Annotated in this window: 14 protein-coding genes; 1 reads left to right on the top strand and 13 read right to left on the bottom strand. The window is 38.9% G+C overall.

Going from position 1 to position 15,203, the window contains the following annotated elements; translation table 11 throughout:
* Positions 1-14: 14 nt before the first annotated feature.
* The 12 genes from pgsA to MHI18_RS19190 all read right to left on the bottom strand — a co-directional run bounded on the left by pgsA (position 15) and on the right by MHI18_RS19190 (position 12,117).
* Positions 15-599 (bottom strand): CDP-diacylglycerol--glycerol-3-phosphate 3-phosphatidyltransferase, encoded by a 585-nt coding sequence (gene pgsA, locus MHI18_RS19245; RefSeq protein ID WP_340849765.1) that lies wholly within the window; start codon positions 597-599, stop codon positions 15-17.
* A 64-nt stretch (positions 600-663) separates the two neighbouring features.
* Positions 664-1,560: a helix-turn-helix domain-containing protein gene (locus MHI18_RS19240; protein ID WP_340849763.1), complete on the bottom strand. Its 897-nt coding sequence runs from the start codon at positions 1,558-1,560 to the stop codon at positions 664-666.
* 17 nt (positions 1,561-1,577) lie between these two features.
* A complete protein-coding gene (locus MHI18_RS19235; protein ID WP_040374102.1) occupies positions 1,578-2,369 on the bottom strand; it encodes a DUF3388 domain-containing protein in 792 nt (263 codons plus the stop codon).
* Positions 2,370-2,658: 289 nt separating this feature from the next.
* Positions 2,659-2,916, bottom strand: a complete 258-nt coding sequence (locus MHI18_RS19230; RefSeq protein WP_340849760.1) for a DUF3243 domain-containing protein — start codon at positions 2,914-2,916, stop codon at positions 2,659-2,661.
* Between the two features lie 78 nt (positions 2,917-2,994).
* A complete protein-coding gene (gene ymfI / locus MHI18_RS19225; RefSeq protein ID WP_340849758.1) occupies positions 2,995-3,717 on the bottom strand; it encodes an elongation factor P 5-aminopentanone reductase in 723 nt (240 codons plus the stop codon).
* A gap of 54 nt (positions 3,718-3,771) precedes the next feature.
* A complete protein-coding gene (gene yfmH / locus MHI18_RS19220) occupies positions 3,772-5,058 on the bottom strand; it encodes an EF-P 5-aminopentanol modification-associated protein YfmH (protein WP_340849756.1) in 1,287 nt (428 codons plus the stop codon).
* Positions 5,058-6,335, bottom strand: coding sequence for an EF-P 5-aminopentanol modification-associated protein YfmF (gene yfmF, locus MHI18_RS19215; protein WP_340849754.1), 1,278 nt, complete (start codon positions 6,333-6,335; stop codon positions 5,058-5,060). Before yfmF ends, yfmH begins: the two co-directional genes overlap by 1 nt.
* 178 nt (positions 6,336-6,513) lie before the next feature.
* Positions 6,514-7,434: an ABC transporter permease gene (locus tag MHI18_RS19210; RefSeq protein ID WP_445670047.1), complete on the bottom strand. Its 921-nt coding sequence runs from the start codon at positions 7,432-7,434 to the stop codon at positions 6,514-6,516.
* A gap of 39 nt (positions 7,435-7,473) precedes the next feature.
* Entirely contained in the window at positions 7,474-8,520 is a 1,047-nt protein-coding gene (locus MHI18_RS19205) for an ABC transporter permease (protein ID WP_340849749.1), read from the bottom strand.
* Positions 8,513-10,048, bottom strand: coding sequence for an ABC transporter ATP-binding protein (locus tag MHI18_RS19200; protein WP_340849747.1), 1,536 nt, complete (start codon positions 10,046-10,048; stop codon positions 8,513-8,515). The genes MHI18_RS19205 and MHI18_RS19200 overlap by 8 nt, the downstream gene beginning before the upstream one ends.
* Before the next feature lie 161 nt (positions 10,049-10,209).
* Positions 10,210-11,301, bottom strand: a complete 1,092-nt coding sequence (locus tag MHI18_RS19195) for a BMP family lipoprotein (protein WP_340849745.1) — start codon at positions 11,299-11,301, stop codon at positions 10,210-10,212.
* Between the two features lie 90 nt (positions 11,302-11,391).
* Positions 11,392-12,117: a GntR family transcriptional regulator gene (locus MHI18_RS19190; protein WP_340849743.1), complete on the bottom strand. Its 726-nt coding sequence runs from the start codon at positions 12,115-12,117 to the stop codon at positions 11,392-11,394.
* 355 nt (positions 12,118-12,472) lie between these two features.
* On the opposite strand from MHI18_RS19190, the gene MHI18_RS19185 reads away from it, so the two are divergent.
* Positions 12,473-12,799, top strand: a complete 327-nt coding sequence (locus MHI18_RS19185) for a DUF6509 family protein (RefSeq protein WP_445670020.1) — start codon at positions 12,473-12,475, stop codon at positions 12,797-12,799.
* Between the two features lie 41 nt (positions 12,800-12,840).
* On the opposite strand, the gene MHI18_RS19180 is transcribed toward MHI18_RS19185, so the two are convergent.
* Positions 12,841-15,183: a DNA translocase FtsK gene (locus MHI18_RS19180; RefSeq protein WP_340849741.1), complete on the bottom strand. Its 2,343-nt coding sequence runs from the start codon at positions 15,181-15,183 to the stop codon at positions 12,841-12,843.
* Between the last annotated feature and the right edge of the window lie 20 nt (positions 15,184-15,203).

Here is a 15,203-nt window from a genome sequence, read left to right as displayed (position 1 = left end):
AGTCACTCCGTTCCTTACTTCGAATTAATAAATATAGATTTATTTTTCGCGAAATATTCCCAACCAGACCAAACAGTGAAGATCAACGCAATCCATAGCGCAATATATGCCAATGGGAAAGAGAACAAGGCAAATGGCAGATTGTGAAGCAATAATGCGGAAATGGCAATAATCTGTGCCCATGTTTTAATTTTACCTAATGTAGCAGCGGCTACAATTTCTCCGGACCCAGCTAAAATGGCTCTTAATCCTGTTACGGCTAATTCTCTGCTGATAATGACAATGGCAATCCAAGTTTGTCCATAAATTAAATCTAGGTCTACTAGAACCAAAAGTGCAGCAAGGACGAGCAATTTATCCGCTAGAGGATCTAAGAATTTCCCTAGGTTAGTGACCATATTCAACTTACGAGCATAATACCCGTCGATCCAATCTGTAGTGGAGGCGATAATAAAAACGAGCGTCCCTACAAGATGCGTAATTGGGAGTACATGCCCATCTACATTTAGTTCTCCCCATGACAATGGCAGGAGCATAATTAATAAAAAGATTGGTATTAAAAAGATTCTCGATATTGTAATTTTATTCGGTAGATTCACTTCTTTACCCTCCAAAAAATTCGCATTAAACACTCATGAAGAAAAATAGCCACCAATAAGATGACTATTCAGGTTTCGTGAATTGTATTGTTACAGTCTGTGTAGTACTTTTCGTTGGTGAAACCGAATATTCAAGCAGCTCTTCATTCACATAAATTTCGGTTGCGGCTGCATTACCAATTCTAACTTTTGCCTCTGTTTCTTCTGAAAAATCAATTTCTTTACTTTCACTGTCCTTTAAAATACCTTCAAATAATGACTTGCCGTTTGCATTTTTAACACTTACCCACGTTTCACCTTTTGAAGAAAGTTTCAAGAGAAATTTTTCCGTATTCTTAAGTTCATACGTACTATTGGTTCCCGCGTTGCTCACTGAGCTGAGTTCCTGTTCAAGCTCCGGTTCCTCTTCTGTTCCTTCTGACTCTTCCACTGCAGGTTCCGTTGTTTCTTCTTCAGGTTCTTTAGTTTCTTCTTTCTCTTTCTCTAATGGAGAATTCTTAGTCTCTCCATAATTAACATTGTCTTCATTTTTCACTTCAGGATTGCCGCTGCTTTTGTTATCGTTATTATAGTTTACCCATAAGACATAAACGAGAATAATAGCACCAAGAACGAAAATCGAAACGAGTATTTTTGGGAATACCTCCATAAATTTCGAAGTAGATGGAGATAATGACTTTCTTGTTCGCACTCGTGACAGCTGGTCTGGTAATTCTTGATTCGCTATCGCGGGTACTTCTGTTTTGTACTGCTCAAAAATTTCTTCTGACTCAAGACCAACTGCTTCACAATACTGTTTTATAAAAGCACGAACATAAAATTTGCCGGGCATCATACCATAGTTACCTTCTTCGATGCCTACCAAATAACGTTTTTGAATCTTAGTCACTTCTTGTAGATCATCCAGGGTCATCCCCTTGGCTGTTCTTGCTTCTTTCAGTCTATTTCCTAATTCCGTCAATTAAAACACCTGCCATTTTAAAAATCGATTGAACCAAATTCAGTTGCACCGAACTGATCGTTTTGGTCTGCTGCTTCGTATGTAATTTCTTCTTCAGGGTTGTTTCGTAACTCAATAATGTAATCGAAATCTTCTAATGTATATTCTGTATTCTGAACAAATACATCAGGATGCTCGACTACTTTCACCGCATCCATTCTCATAATTTCACGTACAAGCTGCCAATGACGTTCATTAGCACGTCGAGTTGACACAATCCCATCCAAAATGAATAAATTATTGTCATTGTACTCATCTTCAATTAACTGACTTCGAATGGTCTGTTTTAAGAGAGTGGATGAAACAAATAGCCATCTCTTATTTGCACAGACACTCGAGGCAACAATTGATTCTGTTTTTCCTACCCTCGGCATCCCGCGAATGCCAATCAACTTATGGCCATCTTGTTTGAATAGCTCTGCCATAAAGTCAACTAACAACCCTAAATCTTCCCGGACGAAACGAAACGTATTTCTTTCATCGGCATCACGCTGTATATATCTACCATGCCTGACAGCTAAGCGATCACGGAGATTCGGCTCTCTTATTTTATGCACCGTTATGGTGTCCATTGTCGACAATATCGATTCAAATCTTTCAATACTCCAGTTGTCATTTGCCACTAATAGCATGCCCCGTCTGCCTTCATCTACACCATTAATGGTAACGATATTAATCGAGAGCATACCGAGCAGTGAAGAAATATCCCCTAACAAACCTGGACGATTCTTTTGTATTTCATATTCAAAATACCATTCTTTTTTTTCCAATCCAAACACTCCTTAAGTGACAGGATCTTATTTATAAGGTAGTTTCTTGAAAAACCCGCATTTGTGCCCGGAATCGCGGAAAACTACCCCTATGATTGTCTATTTTCTATAATATAGCATAATGGGTTAAGTTAAAAGCGAAAACATTTTAAAATTCAGGCTAATCTTTACTTAATTTAAAATAATTCTTGCACCGCGGCAGGTAATTATGAACAGGTAAATAAAACCCTCATGCATCCAGCTAATAACAATAAAAAAAGCCCCATCAAATGACAGGGCCTTAAACCAGTTACTGTGTACCATTGTTTTCCACTAATTTAACCATCATACTCGCAATTGAATGCTTTTCTTCATCGCTCGCTACTGACCATAAGTCGGCAAGCACTTTCTCTTGATCATTTTGAGGTTCCACTTGTTTAGCCAAGTAGTCGCCAATTTCAAAAGCAAGATTACTTACAGTATCTTGCTGAAGGCCTTGGTGCTCCCCTTGATGCAAGCGATCTCCTAAGAAGTTTTTCCATTGATCCCAATTATCTAATACAGACATCTTTCATCATCCCTTCTTTCAATTCGTACATAGTTAGTTTGTGAAGAAGCGATTTAATTTATGCATGTTTCAGATGAGTTAGTACCAACCTCCATTAACCCCCACTATTTGACCGGTGATGTAAGAAGCTTTAGACGATAACAAAAAGGCAGCTGTTTCAGCAATCTCAATAGGTTTCCCTACTCTCCCCATCGGAATTTCATCGTTTAATTGATCAAATTCCTCTTCGGTAAACCCATCCAGCATGGCTGTTGAAATAGCACCTGGTGCAATTCCATTTACGCGGATATCATTCAGTGCACACTCTTTACTCAGTGCTTTAACAAAGGCATTTTGACTTCCCTTTACCATAGAGTAAAACACTTCACAAGCTGCACCAGCCTGACCCCAAATGGACGTTACAGCGACTATGGAAGCATTGTTTGCAGACATAAGCTTTGGCAGCAATTCACGTGTTAACTGAAAAGGACTTGCCACATGAAGTTGTGTCATCTGCTGCACGATTTGATCGTTTGTATCACTCATTAATCCATAAAAACTATTGCCGCTATTCAAAACAACAGCGTGTAAAGAAAAAATTTGAGCCGCTATTTGTTTGTAGCCATCAGGTTTCCCTAAATCAGCTTGGATGGGAATGACTTCAATATCAAATCGTTCAAGCTCACTCATTAGTTCCGTAATCAATTTTTCATTTTGATTATAATGCAGATAAAGGGAGTAATGATCTTCAGCAAGTTTTAAAGCAATTGCCCTGCCTATCCCACCGCTCGCTCCCGTAATTAAAGCAAATCTTTTTTCCATTTTCCTGCTCCTTTAATCATTCAAAAAGCCTTGTCGTAATGACAAGGCGCTCTCTTATTTTGGGATAACCTGACAGACCGTAATTTGTGATTCATCAATTAATGTTGCAGCCGTTTGTTTAATATCGTCAAAACGGATTTGTTCTAAGATTGGAACCACATCAAACAAATTCATATCATTAAATGCATATCTGGTGAATTGATTAGCAATGTATTCTGGTGAATTTAAGGAGCGAAGAAAAGAACCAATTTTTTTCTTAATAATCCGCTCCAAGCTTTTTTCATCAAGACCTGTTCCTGTTTTAGCTTGAAGTAATAGATCGGTCAATTTTTCTGACAGCTCATCTGGATGGAGCGTATCGCCTCCAAGAAGCGCAAACCCAAATCCCTGCTCTTGGGTATAGTCATAAGAAAAGGATTGGTCTATTAATCCAGTCGAATAAAGATCTTCATGGATAGGAGAGCTCTTGCCGAATAGCATTTCCAAAAGAATATTAGCACTTAATTCAGTCTTTAGAAGCTCCTTACCTTGGAGATTTACATGACGAGCTTTTATTCCTAGCATAACCTTAGGTGTCTGAACATTCATCTTCAGCTGACTCTTTTTCACAGCCACCTCACTCGGTTCGTCTGCAAACTGCCGTTTAACTTCCGGCTGAGGCTGGTAATCTTTTGTTTCTTGATTCGAGCGAATCCTATCCATGATTTCTTCTCCATTTACTTCTCCAACAATAAATAGAAGCATATTACTTGGATGATAAAACGTATGATAACATTCATAAAGCATATCTTTGGTAATTCCAGCAATCGAATCAATCGTCCCGGCAATATCGATTTTTACTGGATGGGTATGATACATATTTTGTATCGTGCCAAAATATAAACGCCAATCAGGATTATCATCATACATATTAATCTCTTGTCCAATAATCCCTTTTTCCTTTTCAACTGTTTTTTCGGAGAAATAAGGATCCTGGACAAAATCAATTAATGTTTTTAAGTTTAGTTCAAATTCAGATGTACTTGAGAAAAGATAGGCTGTTCTAGTAAACGAAGTAAAGGCATTTGCTGACGCTCCTTGCTTGCTGAATTGCTGAAAGACATCACCATCTTCTTTTTCAAATAGCTTATGCTCAAGAAAATGTGCAATTCCGTCTGGTACCTTCGTATAATCGTCCTTATCTAGCGGGACAAAATGATTATCAATGGATCCGTATTTGGTCGTAAAGGTTGCAAACGATTTATTAAAACCTTTTTTAGGAATGACATACACCTCTAAGCCATTCGCCATTGTTTCATGCAGAATTTCTTCCTGTAATTGATCAAATTTGATTTTTTCCATTACTGCGGTACCTCCGTCCCAGTTAAGAAATATACCGTATCCAACTCGATTTTCTTCCCTGCTTCAACTATTTCCGACTTTGTTATCTTCTCGGTAGCTTGCAGCCATTTTTCTAATGGAATATCAATTTTTGCAATGACATTGTGATAAAGAATTTCCACAAGTCCGCGCGGAGAATCTATCGTTTCAAGAATCTGATTTCGGATAACAGCCTTTGTTTGTTCTAGCTCTTGCTCTGAAAATTCACCGTTTTTCATGGCTTTCATCTGTTCTGAGATAATTTGAACAGCTTGACGGTAATTGGCCGTTTCTATCCCGCTCATCACAATCAATAATCCCTTATGACTTTCCAGCCTAGAAGCAGCATAATACGCAAGACTTGCTTTTTCACGAACATTAATAAAGAGCTTAGAATGGGAAAAACCGCCAAAGATACCGTTGAATACTTGAAGGGCGTAATAATCTGGATCACCATAAACGATTTGCGTCCGATATCCGATGTTTAACTTCCCTTGTTTAACATCATCTTTCTCCAATACCTCTTTTGCCTCTACCACGTCTTTTTGAATCGAACGCATCTGCACAGGCTGACGCGGCTCCAGCTGAAGGTAGCGGTCTGCAAACTGCTCTACCTGTGTTTGTTCCACATCGCCGATTACATACAAATCGATTTCGTCTTCTGCAATCGCTTGTTTGTAGTAACTGTACAGCGATTCTGCAGTAATTGCCTCAAGGTCTTTGTTATTCCCCAGCGTCTCTAGGCTATAAGGTTCCCCTTGACACATTTCTTCAATGAGTCTAGTCGATGCGAAACGCATTTTATCATCGAAAAGTGATTGAATTCTTTGCTTAAGTGAACGTTTTTCATTCGTAAAGGATAGTTCATCAAATGCAGTATCCGTACTGTTAGGCTTTAAGAGAATATCAGCAAGCAGCGCAAATCCTTTTTCGAGTAAAGGTGCAGGATCACTAAGGAATTTTTCATTCGCAATTTCCATTGTAAAGCTGATAACATCGTATTCTCCTTTTTTACCTACATCCACATAAAAGCTGGCACCATATAATTCATCAAGGTAGGAGCGAAGTTGAGGGGTGGTTGGATAGTTCTTCGTACTCGCTTGCAATACATATGGAAGCAAAGAACGCTGCGTGACACTTTTTTCCGATAAGGGAGCCTTCATTTTAAGTACTAAGGTATTCGTCTTATATTGGGTCGTTTGTATTGTATGCAGTGTATATCCCTGCATACTTTTTACGTTATCTGTAGCTATTGCCATACAAATCCTCCTATATATATGTATTTGAAGTAATGTTTCTATTATTTGTCTAGCAAAACCCTTTTAATCATCTACTTAAAATATACCGTCAAAAGGAAAATTCATGCAAGCTTGAAGACTTTTTTCATATGTATACGAAAAAACGGCCAGACAAGAAATCTGTCCGGCCGTTTCTATATTATCTTTTCCCTTTAATATAAGGCAAACCGGATGCTTTCGGAGCATCTGCTCGTCCGATAAATCCTGCTAAGGCAATAATTGTTAATACATAAGGAGCAATTAACAAGTACACAGCTGGAATATCTTTAAAGAACGGAAGGCTCGCACCAACAACACTTAAACTCTGCGCAAGTCCGAAGAATAAAGCAGCACCCATAGCACCCAGTGGATGCCATTTACCGAAGATCATTGCGGCAATAGCCATAAACCCTTGACCATTAATTGTCGCATGACTGAAATCATTAGAGAATGAGATCGCATATATGGCACCACCGATACCTGCAAGGGCTCCAGATATAATAACCCCAGCATACCGGATTTTAGTAACACTGATCCCCATTGTATCAGCAGCCATCGGATGCTCTCCCACGGCACGAATCCTCAAACCAAATGGTGTTTTATAGATAATATACCAAACTACAAAAGCTAAAAGGATAGCAATATAAGAAATATAGTAACCATTTGAGAAGAATATAGTACCAATATACGGAATATCACTAAGAATTGGAATATCTACTCTTGGAAACGGTTCTGTTATAATATCCGTTTGACCCTTGCCGTAAATTTTCTTCACAAGAAAGACCGTTAATCCGACAGCCAGAAGGTTAATTGCCACCCCGCTGACTGTTTGGTCTGCCCTAAATGTAATGGCTGCCACGGCATGTAAGATGGAGAAGAGTGCGGCCACAACCATTGCGATCAACACTGAAACCCAAGGGGTCCATGCTCCCAGAGAATCGGCCAAAACCAGGTTAGAAACAATACCCGTAAATGCCCCAATAACCATTAATCCTTCTAAACCAATATTTATGACACCGCTTCGTTCAGAAAATACACCGCCAAGCGCAGTGAAAATAAGTGGCGCTGCCAGCGCGATCATTGCTGGTACAATAATTCCTAAGATTTGATATAAGTCCACTTATTTCACCCCCTTTTTAGTAATGCGGCCAATGATGTAACGGATAAAGTAGCTAGAAGCTACAAAGAAAATAATTAAGGCAATGACAATATCAACGATTTCACTCGGAATTCCAGCTTCATATGGCATATTTAAAGCTCCTGCCTTTAGGCCTCCAAAAAGGATGGCAGCAAATACAACACCAATGGCTGTATTTCCACCCAGCAAAGCTACGGCAATACCGTCAAAACCGATACCGGTAAACCCGGTTTTAATCGCTGCATATCCGAAGGTTCCAAGGCCTTCCATTGCACCGGCAAGACCTGCAAATGAACCGGAAATAACCATTGAAAGAACAATATTCTTATTCACACTCATACCTGAGTATTCAGAAGCATGCTGGTTAAATCCTACTGCCTTTAATTCAAAACCTGTGGTTGTTTTTTCAAGAATAAAATACATGATAAAGACACAAATAATCGCTACGAAAATACCCCAGTGCATCCGTGATCCTTCTGTAAGACTTTCAAAGAAAGGGGAACGGAGACTAGCCGTGTCTTTTATTACACCCGTTTTATCCATTTTATCTGTCAAAACATTATTAATGATATAGTTCGTAACATGAAGGGCGGTATAATTGAGCATAATCGAAACGATAACTTCATGTACTCGGAATTTTGCTTTTAAGATCCCAGGGATGAATGCCCACAAAGCACCGGCAAGACCGCCGGCAAGAACAGCCACTGGTAAATGAATGATCGCTGGAAGATCAAATGTGATTCCAACCCATACAGATGCCAGCCACCCTACAATTAGCTGTCCCTCAACACCTATGTTGAAAAGACCGGTTCTAAAAGCAAATGCGACAGCAAGACCTGCAAGAATATAAGGGATAATCTGTCTGACTGATTCTCCTAGATTAAACGAGTCACCGACGATCCCTGTTACCATAGCCGAGTAACCTGCTACAGGATCGTAACCGCTTACCAACATAATTATTGCGCCAGCTATAAATCCTAAAACGACCGAAAGCACTGGGATGCTTATCATTTTTAGTTTGTTAGACATTTGCTGTATCCCCCGCTTCTTTACGCTTACTTCCTGCCATAAGCAGCCCTAGTTCTTGTTCTGTAGTTTCTTTAGGGTTAACAATAGCCACAATTTCACCTTCATAAATCACTGCAATTCGATCGCTGATGTTCATAATTTCATCTAATTCAAACGAAATCAGCAATACCGCTTTCCCATGGTCACGCTGCTCAATAAGACGTTGATGAATAAATTCAATCGCTCCTACGTCTAGACCTCGGGTAGGCTGTGCAGCAATTAGTAGATCCGGATTACGATCGACTTCCCGGCCAATAATCGCTTTTTGTTGATTACCTCCCGACAGCGCTCTCGCCGGAGTATACTCATCTGGGGTACGAACATCAAATTCTTTAATTAGTTTTCTTGCTTTGTCATACACATTCTTATCATTTAAAATCCCCATTTTGGAGATAGGTTCTTGATAATAGGTTTGTAACACCATATTTTCTCCAATTGTATAATCAAGGACCAAACCATGCTTATGACGATCTTGGGGAATATGTGCGATACCGGATTCAGTTATTTTTCTTGGTTTTAAATTCTGAATTTCCTTATTTTTCAGCTTGATCTTTCCATCGGTAACTTTTTTCAATCCTGTAATCGCTTCAATTAGTTCCGACTGTCCATTACCATCTACACCTGCAATCCCGACAATTTCTCCGGATCGAACCGTAAGAGATAAGTTTTTAACTGCTTCAATCCCTCTAGAGTCCTTTACCTTTAACTCTTCTATTGCTAAAACAACATCTGTGGGGCTGGCTTCTTTTTTGACTGTTTTGAAAACTACTTCTCTACCTACCATTAAACTAGCAAGTTCTTCTGGGTTCGTTTCATTGACGTTAACAGTCCCAATTCCTTTTCCTTTACGAATAATGGTAACTCGATCACAAACCTCCATAATTTCCTTAAGCTTATGAGTAATGAGGATAATCGATTTTCCTTCTTTCACAAGTGCCTTCATAATAGAAATCAATTCTTTAATTTCTTGAGGCGTAAGAACAGCAGTCGGCTCGTCAAATATTAGAATTTCTGCTCCTCGATATAATGTTTTTAAAATTTCGACACGTTGCTGCATACCTACAGATATATCGGCAATTTTCGCATCTGGGTCAACATGTAAATGATATTGCTCAGATAACTCTCTAACTTCTTTTTTTGCTTTTTTCAAATTAATCTGTCCAGCTTTGGATGGTTCTTTTCCGAGAATAATATTTTCGGTGACCGTAAAAGGATCGACTAGCATAAAATGCTGATGAACCATTCCAATGCCAAGATCATTGGCAATGTTAGGATTAGTAATCTTAACAGGTTCTCCATTTACGCGAATTTCGCCTTCCTCAGGTTGGTACAATCCAAACAAAACGTTCATCAGAGTTGATTTTCCTGCTCCATTTTCCCCTAATAGAGCATGAATTTCTCCTTTTTTCAACTGCAGAGTAATATTGTCATTCGCAACGATTCCAGGGAATTCCTTACGGATATTGAGCATCTCAATAATATGTTCCACTTTTAATCAACCCCTACAAGAATATGAGTCTTTCTAAAGACCAAACGGTTTGCCTTAAAAAAACAAAGGAAAAACTATAAACTGTTATAGTCTTTCATTCAGTTTTTCAGCAATGTATGGAACAGAGGGCAAAAGCGCCCTCCTACTCCCATATCAGTCTATTAAAATCCCATTTCTTTAAGCTCTGCACGTGTGCTCGGAACTTTTTGATCACCGGATTTAATTTTCGCTGTATATTCATCAACCGCTTTCAATGCTTCTGGAGAAACATTGTCTTTTGAATCCGAGACCATAATTGCATTTTCTTCAATACCATACTGAATGATTTTACCGCCTGGGAATTTATCTTCAAGAGCTTGTTTAGATAAATCTTGAACAGCAACATCTACACGTTTTACCATTGAAGTTAATGTTACATTATAATCTTTTCCATCTACAGTCACTTTACCTTCTTCTACTTGGTCACGGTCAACACCGATTACCCAAACATTGCTTTCAGGATCTTTCTTCTTCAATTCTTTAGCTGCAGAGAATACACCATTACCTGTTCCGCCGGCAGCGTGGTAGATGATATCGATTCCTGATCCATACATACTGTTTGCAATGGCTTGCCCTTTAGCAGCATCACCAAAACTTGCAGCATACTGTACGTTTACATCGGCCGTTTTATTAACTGTTTTAACACCGGCAATGAATCCAGTTTCAAATTTATTGATAAGTTCTCCATCTACTCCACCTACAAAACCAATTTTGTTTGATTTAGTAGATAAGCCTGCGATAACACCTACAAGGAATGATCCTTGATCTTCTTTAAAGTTAACGCTTGCAACATTGTCCTTTTCTACTACAGAGTCAACGATCGCAAAATTTGTCTCTTTTTTGCTGTCAGCTACTTCTGTTAAAGATTCTGCAAGTGCATATCCAATTCCAAAAACAAGATTAAAATCTTGACGAGCTAATTTTTGAAGATTGGTTGTATAATCAGCATCAGATTTAGACTGTAGGTACGTATATCCATCGGGACCTTCTTTAATTCCATTTTCTTTACCAAAGGCTTGTAAGCCTTCCCAAGAAGATTGGTTAAAGGATTTATCATCAATACCGCCAATATCTGTTACCATAGCTACTTTAAAGTTATCTTTCCCGCCTTCTGATTTTTCTTTTGTATCCTCTTCTTTGTTCCCACAAGCACCAAGTAATGTACCAGCAGCAAGAACGACGGACAACGCTAAGCCTAATTTACGTTTTTTCAAAATGTTTACCCCCTAAGGTTTTGGTTGATTAGATAGGAATTTTCTGAAAAGGAAATCTTGTTTCCGTTTACATATCTCCATAAAAATTATTTAGACACGCTTACGAAGGACATGAAAACTAAACATATCCGTTTTAAAGTAATTAACTGAATAAAGAATTGGTTCATCCGAGCTGTCGTAATGCATTTGTTTTAAGACAAGCAACGATGCTTCAGGTTCACATTCCAAAATAGGCGAAACCTTTTCATGGTAGCCCATTGGCTCAATATTCGCTACAGCATAGCTGATTCTCCTGCCAGCCTCTTTTTCTAAGATATCCAGCAGCGATTCATCACCCTGAATAGAACTTTCAGGCAGAATATCTGTAGGGATCTTGTCCACACAATAAACTACCGGCTTCCCATTCGCTGTCCTGACACGCTCGACTAAAACCATTCCACTATCCAAATTACTCTTAAATCGGCGAGTATCGTCATCCGTTGATTCCTGGGTTGAAGAGCTTAAGAAAATAGTGCCAGGCTTCATGCCTGCTTGTTCAATCATGTCAGTGACACTGTTAAGTTGTTCTATTCCTGAAGAAACCATCGGTTTGGTATTCACAAAAGTACCAACCCCATGCCTGCGAACAATTACATTATCTTCTTCAAGAATTCTCAGGGCCTCACGCAGTGTAGCTCGGCTTACACCCAGCTTCTTTGCCAGCTCAAATTCAGAGGGTAGTTTTTCTTTCTCTTTATAAACACCCTTTTCAATATCGAGCTTCAAATGATCGATAACCTGTAAATATAAGTGCCTGTTATCTGACTTAATAGACATGCAGCTTCCCCCAACTAAGTTCTTAAGACATCAGACCTCTGATGTATTATCAATTCCTCTAATCGAACATACTATATCATTAATTTGATTCAAAATAAATAGCGTTTTGCGAATTCACAAAAAAATCATTTTAGGAACATTATCCTATCCATACTTTTCCGGATATGTGAACATCATCCTATATGTATATTTATACATACTACATTAGTCATATAATGGCAATATAACCGTATTTTAGCTTATAACTGGTTGCTATTGATAAAGAATTATTCAGTTTTTTGTATACTTTTTACGGTCAATCCTGACAAAGATACCTTATCCTTGGATGCGGCTTATACTTTTGTTGTATAATAAAATGAAATATTTTTTTTGGAAGGATGATTACATGTTAACCATTACTGGTTATAAAGTTGAAAAATTAAAAGACCCGTTTGATATCTTAACTGGGGATCGCTATGAACTATTCCTTGATATCGAGGTGCCTGAAGATGATGAACTGGCAAGTGAAAAAGGATTGTACATACGTGTTCTTTATGTTGTAGACGACAACACTTCTAAAGTTGTAAAATATGACCTGTTAGAGCGTGAAACTGAACAATTATTAGAATTTGATTTAGAAGATGATGAATTAGCCATGGTCGCTCAATTTTGCAAAGAACATTTAAAAGAAGAAGAATTGTAAGAATGAAAACTCCCCCCTATAAACAGGGGGGAGTTTTCATTCTATGATAAATTTGCTTCACTATTTGGATCTCTAGAAACTAAGACATGTCTTGGCTTACTTCCTTCGTAAGGACCGACAATTCCTCTCGCTTCCATCTCATCGATTAACCTTGCTGCTCTTGTATAGCCTATCCTGAAACGTCTCTGAAGCATCGACACTGAAGCTGTCTGCATCTCCATAATTAAAGAAACCGCATCCTGATATAGATCGTCTTCGACTTCCCCTGTTGTTTCTACAATTTCATCTGGTATCATTTCTTCGTTATATTGAGCTTTTTGCTGTGATATTACATATTCGACCACTTCTTCTACTTCATGATCTGAAAGAAATGCCCCTTGCACGCGGACGGGTTTGGATGCCCCTGCCGGCAAGAATAGCATATCGCCTTGACCTAGGAGTTTCTCTGCTCCCCCCATATCAAGTATGGTTCGGGAATCCGTCATTGAAGATACACTAAAGGCAATCCGAGATGGTATGTTTGCTTTAATGACTCCGGTAATAACATCGACAGATGGACGCTGTGTCGCAATAATTAAATGAATTCCCGCTGCACGAGCCATTTGAGCTAATCGCGTAATAGCATCTTCTACCTCAGAAGAAGCGACCATCATTAAATCTGCCAGCTCATCGACAATTACGACAATATAAGGAAGCAATGGCTGCTTATCATCTTCCTCAATATTAAAATGATTCACATATTCATTATAGCCTTCAATATTACGGGTTCCAGTATGTGAAAAGAGCTCATATCGGCGCTCCATTTCACTAACAACTTTTTGCAAAGCCTGAGCTGCTTTTTTAGGATTCGTTACCACAGGAGCCAATAAATGTGGAATTCCATTATAGACATTCAGTTCTACCATTTTAGGGTCAATCATCATCATCTTGACTTCGTGAGGTTTAGCCCGCATTAAAATACTCGTGATAATTCCATTAATACAGACGGATTTCCCGCTTCCAGTTGCACCTGCTACAAGAAGATGGGGCATTCTATTTAATTCAGCCTTGACCGCTTCACCAGAAATATTTCGTCCTAGTCCAATTTGCAGCTTCGATTCAGGCTTATCTACGTCCTTTGCCTCTAAAACTTCTCTCAAAGAAACAATGGCCACTTCAGCATTTGGCACTTCAATACCAATGGCTGACTTACCAGGGATGGGTGCTTCAATCCTGATATCTTTTGCAGCTAAGGCTAGCGCTAAGTCATCTGAGAGACTAACAATTTTAGACACTTTTACACCGACATCGGGATGAACTTCATATTTGGTAACCGCAGGACCTAGGTGTACTTGTGTCACTCTTGCTTTGACACCAAAACTTGTGAAGGTTCTTTCCAATTTCGCTGCGTTTTCATGAATTAATTGATATTCACCACTTTGATCTGCTTTTTTTGGTTCAGTAAGTAAGGTTAAGGGTGGAAGGCTGTATTCTTTATTTTCTACTTCAGTAAACGTTATATTTGGCGGTGAATCATTTTCTTCCGATGCCTTGCTTTGTTCGGTCGACTTTTGAACACTTGAAACGGGTTCCTCAGGTACCGGCACGCCGGCATAGGCTGTGTCAGCAAAGTTAGAAATAAGACGTTCAGCTGCTACCTCCGCAGACTCCTGCTCCGTTTCCTCTTCGTGTACGGGTTTTCGTTTTTCAGGTTTTTGTACTTCTTTTGGTTTAGCACGTTCTTTTTTCTTTTTTTCTTTTTTATCTTGATTCCATGTCTTCATGTCATCTATAAAAGCCTGCCATTGTTCAGACATAAACCTGGTCACTGTCCCAAACACTTTTCCCAGCGTATCGCCAAGAGATTTCCCCGTCAGCAAAATAATTCCGATTAGGATAAAGATCAAGACACATATTCTAGAACCAGCTTGATCAAATAAAAAGTAAGAAGCTGCAAAAAGAATTGCCCCAAACATCCCTCCGCCTAAATCGCTGGTACTCGCGGCTCCTCTAACTTCCATCCAAAATAATTCCCAAGTATTGCTGATGACACTCGGTTTTTCAAATGGGCCTCCTCCTGCTAAATTCTCAAATAATTTCACATGACTGAGAAGCAGAATACTTGCCGTAAGAAAATAAATACCAATCAGCTGGCGTTTTAAGAATACGGGAATGGATCGTTTAATCATTAAATAAAACCCGCTGACCATAACGCCTAAAAGGAGTAAGATGTACCATTCACCCATAAAAAAACGAACAAATAATACACTGCTTTTTCCTACAGCTCCTAAATTTGCAATGGCAATGGCCGCTAATGCAATTAATACGAGACCCATTACTTCAAATTTCATCGTACTTTTTAGTGTATCCGTACGTTTTGTTTTTTTACGTTTATTTTTCGCCAATTTAATCACCTTACTTTTCC

Source organism: Peribacillus sp. FSL H8-0477 (assembly GCF_038002765.1).
In the GTDB taxonomy this organism is placed as follows: domain Bacteria; phylum Bacillota; class Bacilli; order Bacillales; family DSM-1321; genus Peribacillus.
The sequence above is the reverse complement of the archived record's forward strand: the minus strand, read 5'-3'. Positions and strand labels throughout refer to the sequence as shown.

Coding starts and splice junctions, on each gene's coding strand:
- MHI18_RS19230 (WP_340849760.1), bottom strand. CDS start 2,916: ATGTCTGTATTAGATAATTGGGATCAATGGAAAAACTTCTTAGGAGAT.
- ymfI (WP_340849758.1), bottom strand. CDS start 3,717: ATGGAAAAAAGATTTGCTTTAATTACGGGAGCGAGCGGTGGGATAGGC.
- yfmH (WP_340849756.1), bottom strand. CDS start 5,058: ATGGAAAAAATCAAATTTGATCAATTACAGGAAGAAATTCTGCATGAA.
- yfmF (WP_340849754.1), bottom strand. CDS start 6,335: ATGGCAATAGCTACAGATAACGTAAAAAGTATGCAGGGATATACACTG.
- MHI18_RS19210 (WP_445670047.1), bottom strand. CDS start 7,434: ATGATCGCGCTGGCAGCGCCACTTATTTTCACTGCGCTTGGCGGTGTA.
- MHI18_RS19205 (WP_340849749.1), bottom strand. CDS start 8,520: ATGTCTAACAAACTAAAAATGATAAGCATCCCAGTGCTTTCGGTCGTT.
- MHI18_RS19190 (WP_340849743.1), bottom strand. CDS start 12,117: ATGTCTATTAAGTCAGATAACAGGCACTTATATTTACAGGTTATCGAT.
- MHI18_RS19185 (WP_445670020.1), top strand. CDS start 12,473: ATGAAATATTTTTTTTGGAAGGATGATTACATGTTAACCATTACTGGT.